Raw genomic sequence first — 21,291 nt, forward strand, 5'->3', positions numbered from 1 at the left:
CCGGCGGTGCGCACGAAGATGCGCGCCGCCATTCCTTCCGGCCTTGTGATGAACCAGCCTTCCTCATTCCTGTCGCGACATTCCGCTTCCGTCTTCGCGGTGCGGACGTTTGCGGCAGCCATGGTGGCCCTTTCGATCGCGCTCCTGCTCGATATGCCGCGCCCCTACTGGGCGATGGCGTCGGTCTACATCACCTCCAACGAGCTGACGGGGGCGACGTCGTCGAAGGCGGTGTATCGCGTGCTGGGAACGCTGATCGGAGCCACCGGAACGATCGTGCTGATCCCGAATCTCGTCAACGCACCCGAGCTGCTCAGCCTTGCCATGGCGCTGTGGGCCGGCGTTTTCCTGTATTTTTCGCTGATCGACGGCACCCCGCGCAGCTACGTGTTCCTGCTGTCCGGCTACACTGTCGCCCTGCTCGGCTTCCCGATCCTTTCGACGCCCGAATCGACGTTCGACATCGTCTCTACCCGCGTGCAGGAAATCCTGCTCGGCATCGCTTGCGCGAGCATCGCATCAAGGATCGTGCTGCCGCGCACTGTCGCCGACACAATCGCCGCCCGCGCGGAGGCCTGGCTCGCCAACATGCGCCAGCTCACCGTGGACGTCCTCACCGGCCACAGCAGCGATCAGGAGCACGATGGCGAACGCATGCGGCTTGCCGCTGCCGCCGCCGAGATCGACCAGCTGAGCCGGCATCTCGGCTTCGAAACCGTGACATCGGCGAATACGGTACGAGGCCTGGAACTGCTCCGGCAACGGATGCTGCTGTTGCACCCTCTGCTCGCATCAATCGAGGCCCGGAAGAACGCGCTCATCTCTCACGGCGGTGTGCCGCCAGCGATCGCCGATGTCAGCCTGCGGATTGCAAGCTGGCTTGCGAACGGCGATCAGGACGGACAGGACGCTGACCGATTGCGCGCAATACTCGATGAAGTCCAGCCGCAGCTTGCCACAAATGCGAGCTGGACCGAGATATCCGCGGTCGGCCTCGCCGTTCGGCTGCGCAATCTCATCGACATCATGCGGGATTGCCGCCTGTTGCGCGAGGCAACTGCCGACGGCCGCGACCCGAGCTCGCTTGCGCTTGCCCTGACGCTTGATGGCCCGGAGCCCGGTGCCCGGCACCGCGACCACGGGCTCGCGTCGTGGGCTGCCGCGGCGACAGCACTCTCGGTTGTCGCCTGCTGCGCGTTCTGGATCGCCACCGGCTGGACCGATGGTGCATCTGCTGCGTTGTTCGCCGCACTTGTCGGGTCGTTTCTGGCCGGCCAGGACGATCCGCTGCCGGCATTCCGCAAGTTCTTCGGCGTCATCCTCGTCGTCATCGTGGTCACCGGAATTTACACGTTCGGCATTTTGCCGCGCGTCACGACGTTCGAGATGCTGGTCGTCGCCCTCGCGCCGACGTTCCTACTGTTCGGCTGGATGACGGCACGGCCGGCGACCGGATCCACCGGCTCTTGGCTTGCCATCTTCACATCGGTGCAGCTCGCGCTGCAATCATCCTACTCGGCGGACTTCGGCGCCTTCGCCAATTCCAGCATATCCCTCATGGTGGGTGTCGCACTCACGGCCACGACCTGCGGGATCGTCCGCACGCTGGGCGCGGCCTGGATCGCAAACCGCCTGGTGCGGAGCAACTGGCGCACGCTCGCTGCGGTCGCCGGGCGCAGCTCGCCGCAGGATCGCGCCGCCATCGGCAGTCTCATGCAGCATCGCCTGGCTCTGCTTGCCGCGCGCATCACCGTGGTTCCAGCAGCGGCGCGGAGCGACGCCGCCAATCTTCTGCAGCTTCGAACGGCGCTGAACATCATCGATGTCAGGCACGCGAGCCTCGGCCTGTCACACGCTGCCATGGCCGGCATCGACGCGCTGTTCAACCGTCTTGCATCGGCTGCGCGGACCCATACCGCCGGGCGGCTGCCGGATGAGCTGATCGGCCGGCTTGACGACGCGATTGCGTCGACGTTGCGAGAGCCCGCGAGCAAGAACCGCAGTGACGCGCTGATCGGCCTTTCCGGAATTCGCGCCGGCCTGTTTCCTGCCGCCGGGTCCTACCAGCCGCGCCTATCAGCACAAGGGAGCATAGCCGCATGAGATACGAACTTGATCTGTTTGGCGTGATCGTTCCCAGTTTCCTGCTGTGGGGTGTCGTCGCCTACATCCTCACGCGCGTAGCCGCCAGGGTGTTGGCGCGGGCTGGCCTTTATCGCCACGTCTGGCACGGCGCGCTGTTCAATTTCGCGCTCTACGTCTGTCTCGTCGCTGGCCTCAGCTTTATCTCCAGGGAGTTGGTCTCATGAAATCCGTTCTCAACGCGCTGCGCCGCGTCTCCCTCACCACACTCGTGGTTCTGGTCGCGGTCTGGGCCGGTTACAAGCTCTGGGACTACTACATGAACGAACCTTGGACCCGCGACGGCCATGTCAGGGCTGACGTCGTTCCGGTTGCGCCCGATGTCTCCGGCTTCGTCACCGACGTGCTCGTCAAGGACAACCAGCCGGTCCGGCGCGGCGACGTGCTGTTCCGGATCGACCGGGCGCGCTACGAAATCGCGCTGAAGCAGGCGGAGGCGGTGCTGCTCGGCAAGGGCGCCCAGCTCGACGAGGCCAACGCGGACCTGAAGCGCTACAGCGCGCTGACGCCCGACGTGGTCGTCTCCAAGCAGCGGCTGGATCAGGTGATCGCGGCCCAGGGCGAGGCGCAGGCTGCCTATGACCAGGCCGTCGCGGACCTCAATCTGGCCAGGCTCAATCTCGAGCGCAGCGAGGTTCGTGCCTCCATCAGTGGCGTCGTCACCAACGTGGATCTGCGGCCGGGGACCTATCTCACCACCGGCAAGGGCGTCATGGCGCTGCTCGATTCCGACACGCTGCGCGTCGAGGGCTATTTCGAGGAGACCAAGCTGCCGCGCATCCATCTCGGCGACCCCGTCAGTGTTCGTTTGCTCGGCGCGGACCACACGTTGCGCGGAACCGTGGAAAGCATCGCGGCCGGCATCGAAGATCGCGATCGCAGCTCCGGCTCAACACTGCTTGCCAACGTCAATCCGACCTTCAACTGGGTGCGGCTGGCGCAACGCGTTCCCGTCCGCATCGCGCTCGATCCCGCCATGCGAAGCGAGCTCGTTGCCGGCGCCACCGCGACCGTCGAGGTGCTCGGATTGCCGGCGCACGGCGGCCCGAGCGGAACCGGGGAGGCTCGCGACGGTTCACACCCAAGCGTGTGCCGGGCGGTGCAGGCCGCGTTCCGAGCCCGGCCGCAGTGTGGCTGACGCCCCAATCGCGCGATAGCCGGCGTCGTCTGATTCTGATCCCGCCTTGTGGACTAGCAGGGTGGGATCACAGCGCGAACGCGCCGGTCAGCTTCCGAGTTGAATGGTACGCTCCAGCGCCGCGGCAAAGCCGTTGAGCGGGACGTTGAAGACGACCGGCTGCGCGGTGTTGATGTTCTGCGCCGCAACGGTCAGCGTCTTGGCCTTGCTCATCGTGTCGGTCACGGCGCTGGGAAAGGATATCGGAAGCAGACAGCCTTGCGCGGGACATGTGGAGAAGCGGGTCTGCTCCAGATCCTTGCCGAGCTTGACGACCGCCCCGCTGTCAAGCTTCAGCCCGAACGGCATCAAGATATTGCCTTCGGTCTTTCCGTTTCTGGGTAGCAGTTCGATGGCGAAGACTTGCTGGTTGGTCTCCTTGGAGGTCTGGGTCCGACTGAGGGTGCACAGCCTCGCGCGGCCGTCGAGCTGACATTTGACGATCCAGTCTCCGTAGGTCTCGCTGATCGCGGACGCGCCCTTGGGGAGCTGCACGGGGGGCCCCGCGCCATCCATCGCAGATGTCCGGCTCCGCGTGTCGATCGGAACGGAGACGGTCCCTCCGCTAGCGTCCGACATATCGGGCGTCCGGGCGGCCTGCGCCGAGCCGACGCCGGCCATGATGGCGAGAGCGACGATTACCCGAAGACGTCTGTCTGCTGCGCTGACCCTCACCATGCATTCACCCCGTCTCATCACGCCTCGAAGCCGATTTTGCCTTACGTGGGTAAAATTCCCACATAGACAAAGCACATCTACTTGGAGAACCGCCGACATGCAAGAGATTATCGCCGCCAGCGTGATTGTTGCGATTGTTGCATTCTGCAGCGGGTATTTTTGGGCAATTGCGCGTGAAGTCAGGGCCTCGAACAGGCAGCGGCGGAAATGACGCATGATGGGTGGAGCGCAGTCATGCCCATCCAGCGCGATTTGCCCGCGAGGCGCGTTTTCAACTAAGCTCGCCGGATGGACATGCTCGTCAAGCTCTATGCCCTGCCCGATTCCCGGCCCGCCTACGATCGATTGCAGCAGGCCGGAATTGTGATGCGCCGCGCGCTCGCCCCCGAAAAGCACAAGGTTACAGCCTGGGTACGGGAGACCTTCAGCGAGGCATGGGCCAGCGAAACCGAGGTCGCGTTCAGCCGCGAACCGGTCTCCTGCTTCATCGCGATCCAGCACAAGAAGATTGTCGGCTTTGCCTGCCATGACGCGGCCTGTCGCAACTTCTTCGGTCCGACCGGTGTCGCGCCGAAGGCCCAGCAGGGCGGTATCGGCAAGGCGCTGCTGTTCGCCTGTCTCGAGGACATGAAACACCAGGGCTTCGGCTACGCCATCATCGGTGGCGTCGGCCCGGCAGACTTCTATGCGAAGGCCGTCGGTGCCGTGGCCATCGAAGGCTCCGCGCCAGGCATCTATCGGGGACTGCTGTAGGTGGCGGGTTGCGCTTCGCTCGACCGATAGCAGCCTCCTTCGAGCCCATCCTTGGCGGATTCAGGACGGAACCCGAAATCCGTTCAATCGCAATCGCTTACATACAAGTAAAAGTTGCACTGCGGTCGACGCCACCGCATCGCAGATGCACGCCACACGCTGCGCTTCCGTGATCCCGCTCCTCGCATCGAGGCCGCACAATTATTTGGCGCCGGTCGCCATCGACACGACATGAGGACCTTGCGCTTCACGTGCCGCCGATGGTCAACTCGCTGATCGGAATGTTCCTGCATCGTTGGGGGAAACATGAAGTTCAAGTTGATTGCGATCGCGGCCAGCCTGGGGCTCGCACTCGCCGCCACGGCGGCGGCCGCCCAGACACCGCGCAAGGGCGGGACCATTCGCATGACGGCGCCGTACGGCTCCAGCTTCACTAGCATGGACATCCACACGACACCACGCGCCCAGGACGAGATCTACGCCAAGGCCCTGCACCGCTCGCTCTACATCTGGGACTCCACCGAGGGCAAGCCGGTTCTGGAACTTGCCAAGGAGGTCGCCGTCTCGGGCGGAGGTCTCGTTCATACCTTCAGGCTGCGCGACGACGCCTATTTCCACAACGGCCGCAAGATGACGGCGGACGACATCATCTGGTCCTACAATCGCATCATGGACGGTACCAAGGCCTATCCCGGCGCACGCTTCGTCCGCATCATCGAGGGCGCGGCCGAGGTCGAGAAGGGCCAGGCCAAGGAGATCTCCGGCCTGAAGAAGATCGACGACTTCACCCTCGAAATGAAGCTGACCGAAAAGGTCGATCCCGCCTTCTACTTCTTCACCGCGCTGACGTCGATCTATCCCGCCGACGAGGGCGCCATGGAGAGCTTCATCCAGAACCCGATCGGTCTCGGTCCGTTCAAGTTCGTCGAGCACGTGCCGGGCTCGCGTATCGTGCTGGAACGCTGGGACCGGTTCTACAAGCCCGGCAAGCCATATGCCGACAAGCTCGTCATCTCGCTGATGGGCGAAGCCGCAGCGCGCGACGTCGCCTTCCGCAACAAGGAGATCGACACCTCGGTGCTGGGGCCTGCACAGTATGTCGCCTATCAGGCCGACCCCGACCTCAAGGGCACCATCGTCGAGGTCGCCGAGGTCTTCACTCGCTACATGGGGATGAATCCCGCCTTCAAGCCGTTCTCCGACAAGCGGGTTCGCCAGGCCATCAACTACGCGATCGATGCCGATCTGATCATCAACAAGCTGGTCAAGGGCAAGGCCTATCGCGCCACGAGCTGGCTGCCTTTGACCTCGCCCGCCTACGACAAGACGATGAAGCCCTACCCGTATGATCCCGCGAAGGCGAAGCAATTGCTGGCCGACGCGGGTTATCCCTCGGGCTTCGAATTCGAATGGACCACCAGTCAGAATGAAAGCTGGGGCCTGCCGATCGTCGAGGCCGCGATCCCGATGCTGGACAAGGTCGGCATCAAGGTGAAGGTGAAGCAGGTCGAAACCGCGGTGCTGGCGGAGGTCATTCGCAAGGGCGACTTCCAGGCCTTCATCTATTCCCAGGCGACCGGCCCGGATCCACAGGCCGCGCTCAAATGCTTCCATTCGGCGACGCCGCAATCGGCCTGCAACTACACGACTTTCAAGAACGCGGAGTTCGACAAGCTGATCGATGAGGCCGGGCAGACCGACGACGCCGCCAAGCGCGTGCAGCTGCTGCAAAAGGCGAACGCGCAGCTCCGTGAGGAAGCGCCGGTCTGGTTCTTCAACTACAACAAGGCGGTCATGGCGGTGCAGCCCTGGCTCAAGGGAATTCAGTTGGACGCGACCGAACTGACACATCAGAATGTCGAGGACCTCTGGGTCGACGAGACCTCGCCCGCGAAGTGACAGGTGCCATCGTCCTCCCTCCATCACGAGAATGGAGGGAGTGAGGAAAACGTCCAATGCTCTCCTTCGCGATCCGTCGAGTCCTGCAAACCATTCCGACCGTGCTGGCCGTGGTGCTGCTGATCTTTGTGCTGTTCAGCGTCGTCCCGGGCAGCATCGTGTCGAGCATGGGCGACGACGGCCGGGGCCCGACGGATCCGCAGGTCGTGGAACGCATGAAGAAGCAGCTCGGGCTCGATGATCCGGTTTACGTGCGCTTCGGCTCGTATATCGCCAAGCTCGCGACCGGTGATTTCGGCACCTCGTTCCGGACCCGCGAGCCGGTCACGACCATGATCGCCAAACGGATGTGGCCGACGCTGCAATTGATCTTCGCAGCCCTGGCATTCGCGGTTGCGGTCGGTGTACCGCTCGGCTTCATCGCCGCGCTGAGGCCGGGCAGCCTCGTCGACACGATCTCGATGGTGCTGGCGGTATCGGGCCTCTCGATGGCCAAGTTCTGGCTCGGGCTATTGCTGATGTATCTGTTCGCATTGAAGCTCGGCTGGCTGCCGAGTTTTGGCTATGGCGATGGCGGGCTCAAATATCTGCTGCTGCCCGCCGTGACGCTCGGCGTCTCGCCGATGGCGCTGCTGGCGCGGACGACGCGTGCCGCGGTGCTCGAGATCATGACCGCGGATTTTGTCCGCACCGCGCGCTCGAAGGGCATGAGCGAGACCCGGGTCGTGACTTGGCACGTGATGCGCAATGCCCTCGTCATCATTCTCACGGCGATCGGCCTGCAATTCGGCGTCGTGATGGGCCAGGCGGTGGTCGTCGAGAAACTATTCTCCTGGCCCGGCATCGGCTCGCTGCTGGTCGACAGCGTCCTGCAGCGCGACATTCCTGCCGTGCAGGGCACCATTCTGGTGGTGGTGCTGTTCTTCCTCGCCGTCAACACACTGGTCGACCTGCTCTACGGCGTGATCGATCCAAGGATCAGATACGCATGAGGGGCCGTCGGGTTCAGCACACCTGTGCACGATCGACCATGCAGTCCGCCATGGCCGGGTGGATGCGATGAATCTTGGCACCAGCGCGATCATCGGCGGGATGCTGTTCGTGCTTGCGATCTTCGTCGGCCTGTTCGCGCCCTGGCTGGCACATACCGATCCGGTCATGGGCGCCAATCTCGTGAATGCGGAGGAACCGCCGAGCTGGATCTGGTGGTTCGGCACCGATGCGCAGGGTCGCGATATCTATTCCCGCGTCGTGCACGGCGCGCGCATCTCGCTGACCGTCGGCATCGTCTCGCAGCTCGTCAACAGCGTCATCGGCGTGACGCTGGGCTTGACCGCGGGCTATTGGGGCGGCTGGTGGGACGATGTCGTCAACGGGCTGACCAATGTCATGCTCGCGATCCCTTCGCTGATCTTCGCACTCGCCATCATGGCGGTGCTTGGGCCCGGCCTGACGAGCCTGCTGATCGCGCTCGGATTGACCAACTGGTCCTTCACCTGCCGGATCGCGCGGGCCTCGACGCTGTCGCTCAAGAGCCAGGGCTATGTGCAGGCTGCACGCGTGCTCGGCTATGGAGATCTGCGCATCATGATCACGCAATTGCTGCCGAACATGATCGGTCCCATCATCGTCATCGGCACGCTCGGCATGGGCGGCGCGGTGCTGGCCGAAGCCTCGCTGTCGTTCCTCGGCCTCGGCATCCGTCCACCCTATCCCAGCTGGGGCAGCATGCTTTCGGAGGCGCGCGACCAGATCACCACGGCGCCATGGCTGTCGGTGTTCCCGGGCCTTGCGATATTCCTGACCGTGCTCGGCCTCAATTTGCTCGGCGACGGCTTGCGCGACGTACTCGATCCTCAGTCGCGGAGCCGGCGCACATGACGGCCGCTCCGCTGATCGAAGTCGAGGATTTGCGCATCGATCTAGACGATGGCGCCAAACATGTTGCAGCGGTCGAAGGCGTTTCATTCCGCATCGATCGTGGCGAGACATTCGGCCTTGTCGGCGAGTCCGGCTGCGGCAAGAGCATTACGGCGCTTGCCCTGATCGGCCTGCTGCGCCGGCCGCTCTCGATCGGCGCCGGCGCCATCCGCTTCGAAGGCCGCGAGATCCAGGGACTTTCCGCGGCCGAGCAACGCGCGCTGCGCGGCAACCGGATCGCCATGATCTTCCAGGAGCCGATGACGGCGCTTAATCCGGTCTCGCCGGTCGGCCGCCAGATCGCCGAAATGTTCGTGCTGCACAAGGGCAAGAGCTGGCGCGAGGCAAACCAGCTGGCCGTCGAGGCGCTGGCGAATGTCCGCGTCCCCGCGCCGGAGCGGCGGGTGAAGGATTATCCGCACCAGCTCTCGGGCGGCATGCGCCAGCGCGTGATGATCGCCATCGCGCTGGCATGCGATCCGGATCTTCTGATCGCCGACGAGCCAACCACTGCGCTCGACGTGACGGTGCAGGCGGAGATCATCGAACTGATGCGCAATTTGTGCGCCGAGCGCGGCACCGCGATCCTGATGATCAGCCACGATCTCGGCCTGGTCGCCAACGTCTGCCGCCGCGTCGGCGTGATGTATGCCGGCCGCATCGTCGAGGAACGCGGCTCGGACGACATCTTCCGCGCCGGCGCGCATCCCTACACGCAAGGCCTGGTCGACTCGCTGCCGCGGCTGGGGAGCCGCGCGGCGCTTGGCCGGTCGCGGCTCAGGGAAATCGCCGGCGTCGTACCTGCGATCTCGGATTTCCCAAGCGGCTGCCGGTTCAATCCGCGTTGCGCGCAGGCGACCGAGATCTGCCGGACCACCGTACCGGAGACGACATGGCTCGGCGCGGGCGGCCTCGTCAGGTGCCACCATCATGCTTGACCCCGCGGTGAGGCCTGGCGACGACGTCATCCTCAGCGTGAAGGATCTCGCGGTGCATTTTCCGCTTGGCGGCGGCCTGTTCGGCAGCGGCCACCGGCTGCTGCGTGCGGTCGACGGCGTCGATCTCGAGCTCAAGCGCGGTGAGTGCCTCGGCCTCGTCGGCGAATCCGGTTGCGGCAAGTCGACCGTCGCCCTTTCGCTGCTTGGGCTGCTGACGCCGACGCGGGGCAGGATCGTGCTGGACGGGCACGTGGTGACGGAGCGGCGGTCGGTCGATCGAAAGCGATTGGCCCGTATCGCCCAGATGGTGTTTCAGGATCCCTACGCCTCGCTCAATCCACGCCAGACCGTTCGCCGCACGCTTGAAGACCCACTGCGGCTGCATGGCGTGACAGCCCAGAGCGAGATCGACGGACGCGTTGCCGAGATGCTCAGGCATGTCGGCCTGCGGCCCGAACAGGCCGGCCGCTACCCGCATGAATTTTCGGGCGGCCAGCGCCAGCGCATCGGCATCGCCCGCGCGCTGATCCTCAATCCGAAGATCGTTATCTGCGACGAGCCGGTATCGGCGCTCGATGTCTCGATCCGCGCCCAGATCATCAACCTGCTGCTGGAATTGAAGGAGAGCCTCGGCCTCTCCTACATCATGATCAGCCACGACCTCGGCGTGGTCGAGCATATGAGCGACAGGGTCGCGGTGATGTATCTCGGCCGCATTGTGGAGACGGGCGGCTGGCGCGACATCTTCGAACGGCCGGCGCACCCCTATACACAGACCCTGATCGCCGCGATTCCCGATCCGCTACGCCGCGCGCCGATAGCGACCGCAAGGGGCGAGCTTCCCAATCCTCTCGATCCGCCGGACGGATGCGCCTTCAGTCCGCGCTGTCGTTACGCCGAAGCGGTGTGTCATCGCGAACCCGGGCCTTCGCTTGAAACGCGTCCGGACGGACACGCAGTGCGGTGCTGGCGAGCCGACGAGATTGCCGGTCAGCTTCCAAGTTGAATGGTGCGCTCGAGCGCCGCATTTGCCTGCGGGGCGCGTTTTCCACTAAGGTCGCCGGATGGTGACAGGCGGGTTGAAGATCACGACCGGCATCATTGCCGCAGTACTGGTCACTGCGGCGGTGGCTCAGGCGCGCAGCGTGCTGGCCCCGCTTGCCGCCGCCCTGTTCATCATTGCGATCGTCTGGCCCGTTCAGGAGCGGCTGCAGTCATGGCTGCCGAAACTCCTCGCGCTCGCCATCACCGTCGTCGTTACGACCACTGTCTGCATCGCATTCGCCTCGCTCGCGGCGTGGGGATTCGGCCGTGTCGGGCGCTCCTTGATTGCGGATGCGGCGCGATATCAAGCCTTCTACGACGCCGTGGTGATATGGCTGGACGGCCACGGCATCTCGTTCGCAGGCCTTTGGGCCGAACATTTCAATGTCGGCTGGCTGCTGCGCGTCACCCAATACGTCACCGGCCGCGTCAACACCACGTTGAGTTTCTGGCTCATCGCGCTGGTCTATGTCGTGCTCGGACTTCTCGAGGTCGAAGACGCCCGTCGACGAATCCAGCGATTGAAGAATCGCACAGCCGCGGACGTCTTGCTCAAGGGCAGCAAGGCCACGGCGGCCAAGTTCCGCAAATACATGCTGGTGCGGACGCAGATGAGCGCGGTCACGGGTCTCCTGGTCGGCCTGTTCGCCGCCGTGACCGGACTGCCATTCGCGTTCGAATGGGGCGTCATCGCCTTTGTCCTCAACTACATTCCTTTCATCGGCCCCTTCATCGCGACATTGTTTCCCACGCTGCTGGCCATGACGCAGTTCGGGAGTTGGCCAGCGGTGTTTGGTGTGTTCGCCTGTCTCAACGTCATCCAGTTCGTGGTTGGCAGCTATATCGAACCGCGGGTGGCCGGCTCGACGTTGTCGATCTCGCCGTTCCTGGTGCTGTTTGCGATCTTCTTCTGGAGCTCGCTTTGGGGCCTGTTCGGGACTTTCATCGGCGTGCCGATCACGCTCGCCATTCTGACCTTCTGTGCCGAGAGTCCGTCGGCCGCATGGATCGCTGATTTGTTCGGCGGAACGCACGAAGAAAGGCCGGAAACGTCTTAGCTTCCGGCAATTTCCACCCGCTCGGGCTCGGCGAGGCAGAGCTTCCGGTCCGGCCCGACCACCATTCTGTGGATATAGAAATAGGTGGCCGCATCATCGGCCGCCCCCATCACCGGCGACGGGGCCGAGACGATCTTCGACGCACCGCATGTGCCGATCCAATCGATATGTCGGTGACCGTGCATCACGACCGAGCGATCGGAAAATTTTTGCAACCTGCGTACAAACCAACTGCCGTTGATCAGGGCCGTCCCGATGCGTTCAGCAAACGTCTTGACCGGCATCGGATACTCCATCAAGTGATGATGCAGCGCGATGATCCAGCATGCCGTGGGGAAATCACGGATTGCAGCCTCCAATCGCCGCGTTTGCGCTTGCGAAACCAGACCGAGCGCGTTGGTGAAGGAAAAGTGGGTTTCTGCGTTGGAGTTGAGAATGGCGATCCCGAGGCCGCCATCCCGGTCCGGCGGCAGGATCATTGGGAATTGGTCATCGAACAAGCCGCGGACCGCCACTGCACGGCGCACACCCCCGTGCTGCGCAAATTGCACTATCCGGTCTTGGTAAGGTGCCAGCGCCTGGTTCAGCGTAGCCGATGGTTTGCCGGAACCGTCGATGACACGCACGCGATCGCCCTGGACGGCCGCAATCGCCGACAGGGTACGCATCTGCCGTAGCCGCTTGCCTGGGCTGAACGGCAGGTCGAGGCGCGCGGGATTGGCGCGATCAACGACGTTAACGTCATGATTGCCCGGAAGCATGATGATGCGTGCTGCAAGCTCGGGATGACCTGCCAATGCATCGAGAAACTCCGCCCATTCGCCGGGCCGGCCGGCATCCGTCATATCGCCGCTGATCAGCACATGGTCGAGTGGATCGACGGCGTGAATTTCGGCGAGGCGAGCCAGCACGCGATGGAAGCGCTGGTTTCCCCGCGGACCGGCCGTCCCGCTTTCGATGCGGAAACCGTATCGCTCGCCGACCACGTGAAGATCCGACAAATGCGCAAGGCGCCAACAGCGGCCTCCGGACGGCGTCGCGTCGAAGGCGGCAAGGTCGGCCGGTTGATCCATGCTGGCGTCGGCCACACTCCAGGCCAGTGATGCGACCGCAAGATAGCCGGACACCAGCACCACGGCGTTCGCGAACGTCGGCACCACAAGACGATGGATCAGAACAAGGTCATTGACGGTCGCAGTCCATTGCGAAGCAGGCCAGGACAGGACCGCGATCAATGCCGCACCTGCAGAGAGCAGCATGCCGGCGCCGATTGAGCAATTGCGGCGCAGCCTTATGCGAGAAGCAGGAGTTGCGCCGGTTCGCCAGAGCAGTTCCGCCAGATGGCTCAGCGCCTCGCGCGTGAAGGTGTAGCTCGGTTGCACCGCGAGCGCATTCAATGACCAGAAGTTTGTTTCTGCGATTTGAAACAGCGGTCGCCCGCCGAGCCACCCTAACGCCGCGATCACAACCAATGCCAGCACGGCCCCCACCTCGGACAACGCCAGAGCTTGTTGCGAAAGGCTCGAGATCCAGGCGGACGCGACCAGCGGCGCAAGGCCGAGCAGCAGGCCCGGAAGCAGAAGTGAAACCGTCCAGGCGAATAACAGCTTCGCCGGGCTTATCTCAACCAGAAGGCTGCCCACGATCGCGAACAACGAACGCTGTTCGGGACTGGCGGCATTGTCCTCAAAGTCGCCATCGCGGGGATCAAGCAGCACGCCGACGTTCCTCCGTTGCGCAGCGTATTGACACAAACGCAGCTAGCGCAGCTTCCCGAAGAACTCCCGCACCTCGCCAACGAACAGCTCGGGCTGCTCGAACGCGGAGAAGTGCCCGCCCTTCGGCATCTCGCTCCAGTGCTGGATGTTGGTGAAGTTGGTCTCCATCCATTTGCGGACCGGCGTGACGATCTCCTTGGGAAACACGGCAACGCCGGTCGGCACACTGACCTTGTGCGGAGTTCGCTTGCCCGGACCGAAGCTCTCCCAATAGAGCCGCGCCGACGATGTCGCCGTCTCGGTGACCCAATACAGCATGACATTGTCGAGCAGTTCGTCACGGCCGAGGATGTTTTCCGGATGCCCGTCGCAGTCGGTCCAGGCCCAGAATTTCTCCAGGATCCAGGCCGCCTGCCCGCTCGGTGAATCCGTCAGCGCATAGCCGAGCGTCTGCGGCCGGGTCGCCTGCTGCTTGGAATAGCCGGAATCCCAGTCGGCATAATATTTAATGCCGTTGAGCGCGCGGGTTTCCTCCGGCGTCGGCTGCCCCTCGACATTGGGCCGCGTCGACATCGCAAGCGTGATGTGGATGCCGGCGCAATGCGCCGGATCCTGCCCGCCGATCGCGGTGGTGACCGCGGAGCCCCAATCGCCGCCTTGCGCGAAATAGCTGGTATAGCCCAGCCGTTCCATCAGGACGGCCCAGGCCTTGGCGATCCGGTCGACGCCCCAGCCGGTCTCGGCCGGTTTGGCCGAGAAGCCGAAGCCGGGCAATGACGGGCACACCACATGGAAGGCATCGGCAGCGCTGCCGCCATGCGCGGTCGGATCGGTCAGCGGTTCGATTACCTTGTGGAATTCGACCACCGATCCCGGCCAGCCATGGGTGACGATCAATGGCCGGGCCTCCGGATGCTTTGAGCGGACATGGATGAAGTGAATGTCGAGCCCGTCGATCTCGGTGGTGAACTGGCTGAAGCGGTTGAGCCGCGCCTCGCGCTGCCGCCAATCATAGGTCTCGGCCCAATATTGGCAGATGTCCTTGATCCATTTCAGCGGCGCGCCCTGGCTCCAATCGTCGACCAGCTCGGCCTCCGGCCAGCGGGTCCGGCGCAGCCGGGTGCGCAGATCCTCGAGGACATCGTCACTGACGGCGATGCGAAACGAGCTGATGGCGGCGGTATTCATGGCGTCTCCCCAGGATACAGAGCTTTCCGGGGAAGATAGGGGCGGACCGTCAGCCGAGCAAACCGTCGCGTGAGGCTATTTGCCGATCGCCGTCTCCAGCAGCGCCTGGGCCTGCTTGGTGGCTGCGGCGAATGCCGGCTGCTCCGGGGCGTGCTGAACGAAGCAGCGCTTGAAGGCGTCCTCGCCCTGCTGGCGCAGGTCGCCGAGCTTGTCATAGGCCGCCCGCGTGATCTGCTTGCGCTCGAGCTTCTCGGCCGCCGCGTCGGCCTTCTTGTTGTAGTCGGCGCGGATCGCGGTGCAGGCCGGCACCTGCACGGTGGGCGCGATCTCGCCATAGGCGATGTAGAACTTGCCGTCGTCGAGCGCCGCGACGAACACCTCGTCGGCTGCCTCTGGGAACGAATCCTGGGTGCGGCCGGCCAGGAAACCGTAGGCAAGCGTGGCCGACGCCGGCTTGGCGACCGGCAGCTCGTTGAAGTTGATCACGGCCGCATCGGTCGAGATCGCCTGGGTGTAGAGGCCCTCGAACTTCAGCGCCGGCTCGATCTGCTGCGGTACGTTCTTGCTGCCCTTGTCCCACCAGGCCTTGTGCTCGTGCAGCCAGCGGGTGAACAGGGATTCGGTGGTGACGATGATATGGGCCTTCGGCTCGACGAAGCTGCCGTCGGCACGCTTCTCGCCGATCTTGGCGCCGTCCCTGCCAGTGTCGGCATCGAAGCGCAGGCCGTCGAGCATGCCGAACCCCATGTCGCCTTTATATAGAGTGTCGAGATTGAGCTGGGCGGGCGCAAAGCCCGGCCGGGCGGGCTGCGACAGGATCGCGGCCAACTGGCCCTTGAGCTCGTCGCGCGCGGCCGCCTCGGCCTTGTCGACGGCCTCGTTGATCTTGTTGTCGTTCGACAGCTTGGCGAATTTGGCGATCGCGGCGTCACGCGTCGCGATGTAGCGGTCTTCCGGCGACGCGGCGCGGGCCGGCGACAGGATCAGGATGGGGGACAGGACGAGGGCAAGGCGGAAAATAAAATGCATGCCCTGTGGTCGCCCGCAGGGCATGCAAGGTTCAAGGTCACGGGTACTACCAGCATATCCGTCGCCGGCAGGCCCTCTGCCGGCGACGAATCTCTTCAGGACGGACCGGTCAGGCCGGCCTTGTCGGCTGCCTTGGTCAGCCCGCGCCCCTGTCAGGCCGCCTTGGAATTCGCCACGTGGGTCGCGATCGCGTCCATTAGCGCCGGCGACAGGCAGTCATACGGCTCGAGCCCAAGCTCCTTCAGCCGCGACCTGATCCCGGCCATCTCGGCCGGCTTGACGCCGGACTCGATCACCGACGACACGAAGGCCGCAAACCCCGGAGCCGCCGAGCCGGACTCCTGGAACAGCTCGGGATGGATGAAGTCGAGGCCATAGAACGGATGGCCCTTGTTCTCGATCCGGCCGTACATGTGGGTGCCGCATCCGGTGCAGGCATGACGCTGGATCACCGCTGCGCTATCCACGATCTTCAGCTTGTCGCCGTTCTCCAGCACGGTGACGTTCTCGCGCGGGACGACCGCGACCACCGAGAAGGTGGCGCCCGAAGGCTTCCAGCACTTGGTGCAGCCGCAGGCGTGGTTGTGGGCGACGTCGCCCTTGACCCCGACCTTGACTTTCTTGTCCGCGCATTTGCAGACGAGCGTGCCGCCCGCAAAACTGCCGGAGCCTTGTTTGACGCCATTGTCGACCGACGGGTGGATATGAACAGTCATTGGTCTATCCTCCTAGTGCTTGGTGTTTTGATTTCAGAATACGACGACCGAACGGATCGATTTGCCCTCGTGCATCAGGTCGAAGCCCTTGTTGATCTCGTCGAGCTTCAGCACATGGGTGATCATCGGATCGATCTGGATCTTTCCGTTCATGTACCAGTCGACGATCTTCGGCACGTCGGTGCGGCCGCGCGCGCCGCCGAAGGCGGTCCCCTTCCAGACTCGCCCGGTGACAAGCTGGAATGGTCGGGTCGCAATCTCCTTGCCGGATTCCGCGACACCGATCACGACCGAGACGCCCCAGCCGCGGTGACAGGCTTCCAGCGCCTGGCGCATCACGTTGGTATTGCCGGTGCAGTCGAAGGTGTAGTCGGCGCCGCCGTCGGTCAGGCCCACCAGGTGCTGGACGATATCGCCCGTCACCTTGGTCGGGTTGACGAAATGCGTCATGCCGAACTGCTTGCCCCACGCTTCCTTGGAGTCATTGATATCGACGCCGATGATCTTGTCGGCGCCGACCATCTTGGCGCCCTGGATCACATTGAGGCCGATGCCGCCGAGGCCGAACACGACGACGTTAGCGCCCGGCGTCACCTTGGCGGTGTTGACGACCGCACCGACGCCTGTGGTGACGCCGCAACCGATGTAGCAGCTCTTGTCGAATGGCGCGTCCTCGCGAATCTTGGCGACCGCGATCTCGGGCAGCACGGTGAAGTTCGAGAAGGTCGAGCAGCCCATATAGTGGAAGACTGTCTTGCCCTTGTAGCTGAAGCGCGAGGTGCCATCCGGCATCACGCCCTTGCCTTGCGTCGCGCGGATCGCGGTGCAGAGATTGGTCTTCTGGCTCAGGCAGCTTTTGCACTGGCGACATTCAGGCGTGTAGAGCGGGATCACGTGATCGCCCGGCTTCACCGACGTCACGCCGGCGCCGACCTCGCGCACGATGCCGGCACCTTCATGCCCGAGGATCGAGGGGAAGATGCCTTCGCTGTCGAAGCCGTCGAGCGTGTAGGCGTCGGTGTGGCAGATGCCCGTCGCCTTGATCTCGACAAGGACCTCGCCGGCCTTGGGGCCTTCCAGGTCGAGCTCGACGATCTCAAGCGGCTTCTTGGCTTCGAATGCGACTGCGGCGCGGGTCTTCATCTTGGTCTCCACAAAACATCAAACAGGTTTGTCATTCGCGCCGGTCACGCTCACTTCTTGTCGTTGTGGCCCATGCAGGCGTCTTCCGCCTTGCCGTAGGCTTCCGATTTGTCTTCGTGCTTGGCCGGCCGTACGCGCTCAACCGCATCATTGGAACGAGCGCGCAGGTACACATAGAGGTCGTCCATGTAGCAAGCAACGTTCGGATTGTCGCCGAACGCCGGCATAACGTTCTCCTGCGACGTCGAGACGTTCTTGCGTCCGCTCGCGACCACGCCGAGAAAATCGGCATAGTTCATGCTCTTCAGCGAGTCCTTCAGCGCAGGCGCGTACGTCGAACCCATACCATCGGGCCCGTGGCAAACGTGGCATTCCGAATGGTATCGGCGATATCCAGAGTAAGTGTACCAATCGACGGTCCCGTCAGGTGCAACCTTGTAGGTCGGGTTACCGTCCTTATCGAGATACTTGCCGTCCTCGGATTTGACCGCCGTCGGGTCGCCGGGAGCTTCGGCAGAGGCAACTCCTCCCATTGCCACGACGAAGATCGCAGCAGTCACAAACCAGATCTTACGCAAAAGCATATCCTCGCGTGCGGATGGAAGACGGACCGGCGCATGGAGATCGCCCCATGCGCCGGAACGAGGCTTGCTCAGCTCACTGCTGCGGCAGCGAGAACACGGTGAGCGTTCCACCGAGCGCGGTGTAGTTGCTCAGCGCCGCATAGCCGCCGACTGCGCCAAGACCGGCCGTCGGATCAGTCAGACCGGCCGCGAGGCCGATGCCTGCCCAACCACCAACACCTGACAGAACTGCGACGTACTGCTTGCCGCCATTCTCATAGGTGGTGACGTTGCCGATGATGCCGGACGGAGTCTTGAACTTGTAGAGCTCCTTGCCCGTCTTCGCGTCGACCGCCTTCAGGTAGCCTTCCAGCGTGCCGTAGAACACCACGCCGCCGGCGGTTGCGAGCGCACCCGACCAGACCGAGAACTGCTCCTTGTTCGACCACACGATCTTGCCGGTCTTGCCGTCCCAGGCAATGAAATTGCCCATGTTGGTCTCACCGGGAGGCGGATACATCGACAGCGTCGCGCCGACATAGGGCTGACCTGCGGTGTAGCTCACCTTGAACGGCTCGTAGTCCATGCAGACGTGGTTGGTCGGCACGTAGAACAGTTGCGTGTCGGGCGAGTAGGCCGCCGGCTGCTCGTCCTTCGAACCCAGCGCCGCCGGGCAGATGCCCTTGACGTTGTGGTCTTCGCCGGCCTTGTCGGTCGACGCTGCATCGAGAACCTTCGGACGACCATAGGTCGGCGAGCTCTTGTTCATATCGACGCCGGAGGTCCAGTTCACCTTCGGATCATACTTGTCGGCGACCAGCAGTTCGCCGGTGGCGCGATCGAGCGTGTAGCCGAGGCCGTTACGATCGAAGTGCGTCAGCAGCTTGCGCGGCGTGCCGTCGATCGACTGATCCGAGAGGATCATCTCGTTGACGCCGTCATAGTCCCATTCGTCATGAGGCGTCATCTGGTAGACCCACTTGGCGACGCCGGTATCCGGGTTGCGCGCCCAGATCGTCATCGACCACTTGTTGTCGCCGGGACGCTGCTTCGGATTCCAGGTCGAGGGATTGCCCGATCCGTAATACACGAGGTTCAGTTCAGGATCGTAGGAGATCCAGCCCCAGGTCGCGCCGCCGCCGATCTTCCATTGATCGCCTTGCCACGTCTTCAGGCTGGAGTCCTTGCCGATCGGCTTGCCGAGCTCGGTGGTCTTGTCGTCGACCAGGATCTGATCATCCGGACCTTCCGAGAAGCCGCGCCAGACCAGCTTGCCGGTCTTGAGGTCGTAGGCCGTCATGTGGGCCTGAACGCCGAACTCGCCGCCGGAGATACCCACCAGGACCTTGTCCTTGATGACCATCGGCGCCGAGGTACCGGTCGATCCCTTGCTCGGATCGCCGTTCTTGACGCTCCACTCAACCTTGCCGGTCTTCGCATCGAGCGCGACCAGCGTGGTGTCGGCCTGATGCAGGATGATCTTGCCGTCGCCATAGGCGACGCCGCGATTAACGGTGTCGCAGCACATCACCGGAATGACGTTCGGATCCTGCTTCGGCTCATACTTCCAGACGATCTGATTGTCCTTGGAAAGGTCAATAGCGTAGACCTTGTTCGGGAACGGGGTGTGCACGTACATCATGTTGCCGATGATCAGCGGTCCGCCTTCGTGACCGCGCAGCACGCCGGTCGAAAACGTCCAGGCGACCTGCAACTTTCCGACGTTCTGGGCGTTGATCTGATTCAGCTTCGAGTATCGCTGATTGGTGTAGTCGCCGGTCGGCATCACCCAGTCTTTCGGGTTCTGCGACATCTTGTGGAGTTCGTCATTGGCGCTGGCAGCTCCGACGGCAAACACCGCCATTGCCCCAAGGCCAGTCGCGTAAAGCATCTTGCGCATCGTGGATTTCCTCCCAGGTTCAAGAGCTCAAGGGTTTCCGCCGAAACGGCCCCACTTCTTCCATTTTGGTGCCCCAGTCGTAGTCCGATCGAACCCTGCTGACTTGCCCAATAGAGAAGAGCCGTTTGCTCAAAAGCGAAGCTGCGACAGATTTTTGCAGGCCCGCCCCCAATGGCTGGCAAAGGTTGCTTCATGTTGCAGGGCATCAATCGCGGCCGGCACATTCGAAGCGCCAGATTGACGCGTTCTAAGGTTGCGCTTGACGAGCCCAGAACTAAGTCGGAGGATCACCCGACATTAACCGGGAAGAAATCCCGCCACCTCCCTAAGCTGTTCAGAATCAGGGAGAAGGCGCATCGTCCCGGGCCAGATTGAGCTCGGTGAGCAGTCACGTTGGGGATCGAATCGGTGGCTGGAAAGATGTCCGATACAGTCCATTCACTCAGCACGAACGGATTGACGCCCAAGCGGCAAATCCAGCGCTGGTCGGATGCGCTCACTGATCTCTGTGGTCAGTTCGATGTCGATGCGCTGGAAGGATCCTCGCTCGAGGGCCGCATCAATTTCACGACGGTCTCGCGATTGAAGCTGTGCCAGATCGAGGCAAGCCAGCACCGGATCGCGCATACCATCTCACGCATCAAACTCAGCGAGCACCCCTACATCAAGATCGTTTTCCAGACCCACGGCGTCTCGCATTTCGAGCAGGACGGTCTGCACTTCGACATCATGCCGGGCGACTGCTTCGCCTACGACGTGTCCTGTCCGCATACGATCATCAGCCCGTCCCTGACCCGTCACGAGGTCGTCATCGTGCCGAAGGACCTGCTCAAGGAGCGCGGCTTCCAGCTCTCGAAGATGGCGCCCTGCAAGCTCTCGGCGCGCAACGGCACCGGCCGCATCGCCTATGATTTCGTGCACGCCGCGTTCGGCGAGGCGCCGACGCTGACCCCGGTCAACGCGGTCGGTGTCGCCGATGCGCTGATCGATTTGCTGCTGCTGCCGCTGCGAGAAACCGGCGCGATGTTCGACCGCGGCAGCGCCGAGGCGACCTATGTGCGGGCCCAGGGCTTCATCCGCGAGCACCTGCGCGATCCCGATCTCTGCATCGACCGCATCTCCGCGGCGCTCGGCTGCTCGAAGCGCTATCTGCACATGCTGTTCAGCGATCGCGGCATGACGGTCAGCGACTACATCTGGAAGGCCCGGCTGCAGAATTGCCGGCAGGAGCTGGAATCCCAGAACGGCAAGACCATCACGGACGTGGCCTTCTCCTGGGGCTTCTCGAGTTCTTCGCATTTCAGCCGCGTGTTCCGGAAATATTTCGGCATCGCGCCCTCGTCCGTTCACAAGGGCCTGCACAGCGGCATGCCGGTGGACGTGGTGCTGGAGTAGCGTTTCCGTCTGGCGTGCAGGCGTCACGCC

19 protein-coding genes are annotated in these 21,291 nt (G+C 63.4%); 11 read left to right on the forward strand and 8 right to left on the reverse strand.

Going from position 1 to position 21,291, the window contains the following annotated elements; all coding sequences use genetic code 11:
- Positions 1-48 precede the first annotated feature (48 nt).
- From AKN84_RS02425 to AKN84_RS02435, 3 genes are read left to right on the forward strand one after another with little or no spacing between them, the layout of a single operon-like run.
- Entirely contained in the window at positions 49-2,103 is a 2,055-nt protein-coding gene (locus tag AKN84_RS02425) for an FUSC family protein (protein ID WP_050419324.1), read from the forward strand.
- Positions 2,100-2,309, forward strand: coding sequence for a DUF1656 domain-containing protein (locus tag AKN84_RS02430; protein ID WP_050419190.1), 210 nt, complete (start codon positions 2,100-2,102; stop codon positions 2,307-2,309). The genes AKN84_RS02425 and AKN84_RS02430 overlap by 4 nt, the downstream gene beginning before the upstream one ends.
- On the forward strand, positions 2,306-3,280 hold the full coding sequence (locus tag AKN84_RS02435) for an efflux RND transporter periplasmic adaptor subunit (RefSeq protein WP_128970359.1): 975 nt from the start codon (positions 2,306-2,308) through the stop codon (positions 3,278-3,280). Before AKN84_RS02430 ends, AKN84_RS02435 begins: the two co-directional genes overlap by 4 nt.
- An 87-nt stretch (positions 3,281-3,367) precedes the next feature.
- Here AKN84_RS02435 and AKN84_RS02440 read toward each other — a convergent pair whose 3' ends face one another.
- Positions 3,368-4,213 (reverse strand): invasion associated locus B family protein, encoded by an 846-nt coding sequence (locus tag AKN84_RS02440; RefSeq protein ID WP_244484895.1) that lies wholly within the window; start codon positions 4,211-4,213, stop codon positions 3,368-3,370.
- A gap of 72 nt (positions 4,214-4,285) precedes the next feature.
- Here AKN84_RS02440 and AKN84_RS02445 point away from each other — a divergent pair, with 72 nt between their 5' ends.
- The 7 genes from AKN84_RS02445 (at position 4,286) to AKN84_RS02475 (ending at position 11,609) form a co-directional block, all read left to right on the forward strand.
- Positions 4,286-4,750, forward strand: a complete 465-nt coding sequence (locus AKN84_RS02445; protein WP_050419192.1) for a GNAT family N-acetyltransferase — start codon at positions 4,286-4,288, stop codon at positions 4,748-4,750.
- A 306-nt stretch (positions 4,751-5,056) separates the two neighbouring features.
- A complete protein-coding gene (locus tag AKN84_RS02450) occupies positions 5,057-6,649 on the forward strand; it encodes an ABC transporter substrate-binding protein (protein WP_050419193.1) in 1,593 nt (530 codons plus the stop codon).
- Positions 6,650-6,705: 56 nt separating this feature from the next.
- Positions 6,706-7,641: an ABC transporter permease gene (locus AKN84_RS02455; protein WP_050419194.1), complete on the forward strand. Its 936-nt coding sequence runs from the start codon at positions 6,706-6,708 to the stop codon at positions 7,639-7,641.
- A gap of 100 nt (positions 7,642-7,741) precedes the next feature.
- The gene (locus AKN84_RS02460) at positions 7,742-8,530 is read left to right on the forward strand and encodes an ABC transporter permease (RefSeq protein ID WP_430649880.1); all 789 of its coding nucleotides are present in this window, start codon (positions 7,742-7,744) and stop codon (positions 8,528-8,530) included.
- Positions 8,527-9,507: an ABC transporter ATP-binding protein gene (locus AKN84_RS02465; RefSeq protein ID WP_050419195.1), complete on the forward strand. Its 981-nt coding sequence runs from the start codon at positions 8,527-8,529 to the stop codon at positions 9,505-9,507. Before AKN84_RS02460 ends, AKN84_RS02465 begins: the two co-directional genes overlap by 4 nt.
- Positions 9,500-10,513 carry an ABC transporter ATP-binding protein gene (locus AKN84_RS02470; protein ID WP_050419196.1) on the forward strand — a complete coding sequence of 338 codons (1,014 nt, stop codon included), beginning with the start codon at positions 9,500-9,502 and terminating at the stop codon, positions 10,511-10,513. The genes AKN84_RS02465 and AKN84_RS02470 overlap by 8 nt, the downstream gene beginning before the upstream one ends.
- Positions 10,514-10,571: 58 nt before the next feature.
- A complete protein-coding gene (locus tag AKN84_RS02475; RefSeq protein ID WP_050419197.1) occupies positions 10,572-11,609 on the forward strand; it encodes an AI-2E family transporter in 1,038 nt (345 codons plus the stop codon).
- Here the strand turns inward: AKN84_RS02475 and AKN84_RS02480 are convergent.
- The 7 genes from AKN84_RS02480 to xoxF5 all read right to left on the reverse strand — a co-directional run bounded on the left by AKN84_RS02480 (position 11,606) and on the right by xoxF5 (position 19,866).
- On the reverse strand, positions 11,606-13,327 hold the full coding sequence (locus tag AKN84_RS02480) for a metallophosphoesterase family protein (RefSeq protein ID WP_244484896.1): 1,722 nt from the start codon (positions 13,325-13,327) through the stop codon (positions 11,606-11,608). The genes AKN84_RS02475 and AKN84_RS02480 overlap by 4 nt on opposite strands.
- A 42-nt stretch (positions 13,328-13,369) precedes the next feature.
- Positions 13,370-14,515, reverse strand: coding sequence for an epoxide hydrolase family protein (locus AKN84_RS02485; RefSeq protein ID WP_050419199.1), 1,146 nt, complete (start codon positions 14,513-14,515; stop codon positions 13,370-13,372).
- Between the two features lie 75 nt (positions 14,516-14,590).
- Positions 14,591-15,544 carry a hypothetical protein gene (locus tag AKN84_RS02490; RefSeq protein ID WP_050419200.1) on the reverse strand — a complete coding sequence of 318 codons (954 nt, stop codon included), beginning with the start codon at positions 15,542-15,544 and terminating at the stop codon, positions 14,591-14,593.
- 152 nt (positions 15,545-15,696) lie between these two features.
- Positions 15,697-16,260 carry an S-(hydroxymethyl)glutathione synthase gene (gfa, locus tag AKN84_RS02495; RefSeq protein WP_050419201.1) on the reverse strand — a complete coding sequence of 188 codons (564 nt, stop codon included), beginning with the start codon at positions 16,258-16,260 and terminating at the stop codon, positions 15,697-15,699.
- A gap of 33 nt (positions 16,261-16,293) precedes the next feature.
- Complete coding sequence (locus AKN84_RS02500) at positions 16,294-17,403, reverse strand: S-(hydroxymethyl)glutathione dehydrogenase/class III alcohol dehydrogenase (RefSeq protein ID WP_050419326.1); 1,110 nt, start codon at positions 17,401-17,403, stop codon at positions 16,294-16,296.
- A 50-nt stretch (positions 17,404-17,453) separates the two neighbouring features.
- Complete coding sequence (locus AKN84_RS02505; protein ID WP_050419327.1) at positions 17,454-17,936, reverse strand: c-type cytochrome, methanol metabolism-related; 483 nt, start codon at positions 17,934-17,936, stop codon at positions 17,454-17,456.
- A 124-nt stretch (positions 17,937-18,060) separates the two neighbouring features.
- Positions 18,061-19,866 (reverse strand): lanthanide-dependent methanol dehydrogenase XoxF5, encoded by a 1,806-nt coding sequence (gene xoxF5 / locus AKN84_RS02510; protein WP_050419202.1) that lies wholly within the window; start codon positions 19,864-19,866, stop codon positions 18,061-18,063.
- 420 nt (positions 19,867-20,286) lie between these two features.
- Here xoxF5 and AKN84_RS02515 point away from each other — a divergent pair, with 420 nt between their 5' ends.
- Entirely contained in the window at positions 20,287-21,261 is a 975-nt protein-coding gene (locus AKN84_RS02515) for a helix-turn-helix domain-containing protein (RefSeq protein ID WP_050419328.1), read from the forward strand.
- Positions 21,262-21,291 lie beyond the last annotated feature (30 nt).

The organism is Bradyrhizobium tropiciagri (genome assembly GCF_001189845.1).
Lineage (GTDB): Bacteria > Pseudomonadota > Alphaproteobacteria > Rhizobiales > Xanthobacteraceae > Bradyrhizobium > Bradyrhizobium tropiciagri.

Excerpts from the sequence above, each read along its gene's own strand:
- AKN84_RS02500 (WP_050419326.1), bottom strand. The coding sequence starts at position 17,403 with ATGAAGACCCGCGCCGCAGTCGCATTCGAAGCCAAGAAGCCGCTTGAG.
- AKN84_RS02470 (WP_050419196.1), top strand. The coding sequence starts at position 9,500 with ATGCTTGACCCCGCGGTGAGGCCTGGCGACGACGTCATCCTCAGCGTG.
- AKN84_RS02435 (WP_128970359.1), top strand. The coding sequence starts at position 2,306 with ATGAAATCCGTTCTCAACGCGCTGCGCCGCGTCTCCCTCACCACACTC.
- AKN84_RS02475 (WP_050419197.1), top strand. The coding sequence starts at position 10,572 with ATGGTGACAGGCGGGTTGAAGATCACGACCGGCATCATTGCCGCAGTA.
- AKN84_RS02445 (WP_050419192.1), top strand. The coding sequence starts at position 4,286 with ATGGACATGCTCGTCAAGCTCTATGCCCTGCCCGATTCCCGGCCCGCC.
- AKN84_RS02430 (WP_050419190.1), top strand. The coding sequence starts at position 2,100 with ATGAGATACGAACTTGATCTGTTTGGCGTGATCGTTCCCAGTTTCCTG.
- AKN84_RS02450 (WP_050419193.1), top strand. The coding sequence starts at position 5,057 with ATGAAGTTCAAGTTGATTGCGATCGCGGCCAGCCTGGGGCTCGCACTC.
- AKN84_RS02460 (WP_430649880.1), top strand. The coding sequence starts at position 7,742 with ATGCTGTTCGTGCTTGCGATCTTCGTCGGCCTGTTCGCGCCCTGGCTG.
- AKN84_RS02515 (WP_050419328.1), top strand. The coding sequence starts at position 20,287 with ATGTCCGATACAGTCCATTCACTCAGCACGAACGGATTGACGCCCAAG.
- AKN84_RS02455 (WP_050419194.1), top strand. The coding sequence starts at position 6,706 with ATGCTCTCCTTCGCGATCCGTCGAGTCCTGCAAACCATTCCGACCGTG.
- gfa (WP_050419201.1), bottom strand. The coding sequence starts at position 16,260 with ATGACTGTTCATATCCACCCGTCGGTCGACAATGGCGTCAAACAAGGC.
- AKN84_RS02440 (WP_244484895.1), bottom strand. The coding sequence starts at position 4,213 with ATGCGTCATTTCCGCCGCTGCCTGTTCGAGGCCCTGACTTCACGCGCA.
- AKN84_RS02490 (WP_050419200.1), bottom strand. The coding sequence starts at position 15,544 with ATGCATTTTATTTTCCGCCTTGCCCTCGTCCTGTCCCCCATCCTGATC.
- AKN84_RS02505 (WP_050419327.1), bottom strand. The coding sequence starts at position 17,936 with ATGGGAGGAGTTGCCTCTGCCGAAGCTCCCGGCGACCCGACGGCGGTC.
- AKN84_RS02485 (WP_050419199.1), bottom strand. The coding sequence starts at position 14,515 with ATGAATACCGCCGCCATCAGCTCGTTTCGCATCGCCGTCAGTGACGAT.
- AKN84_RS02425 (WP_050419324.1), top strand. The coding sequence starts at position 49 with ATGAACCAGCCTTCCTCATTCCTGTCGCGACATTCCGCTTCCGTCTTC.
- AKN84_RS02465 (WP_050419195.1), top strand. The coding sequence starts at position 8,527 with ATGACGGCCGCTCCGCTGATCGAAGTCGAGGATTTGCGCATCGATCTA.
- xoxF5 (WP_050419202.1), bottom strand. The coding sequence starts at position 19,866 with ATGCGCAAGATGCTTTACGCGACTGGCCTTGGGGCAATGGCGGTGTTT.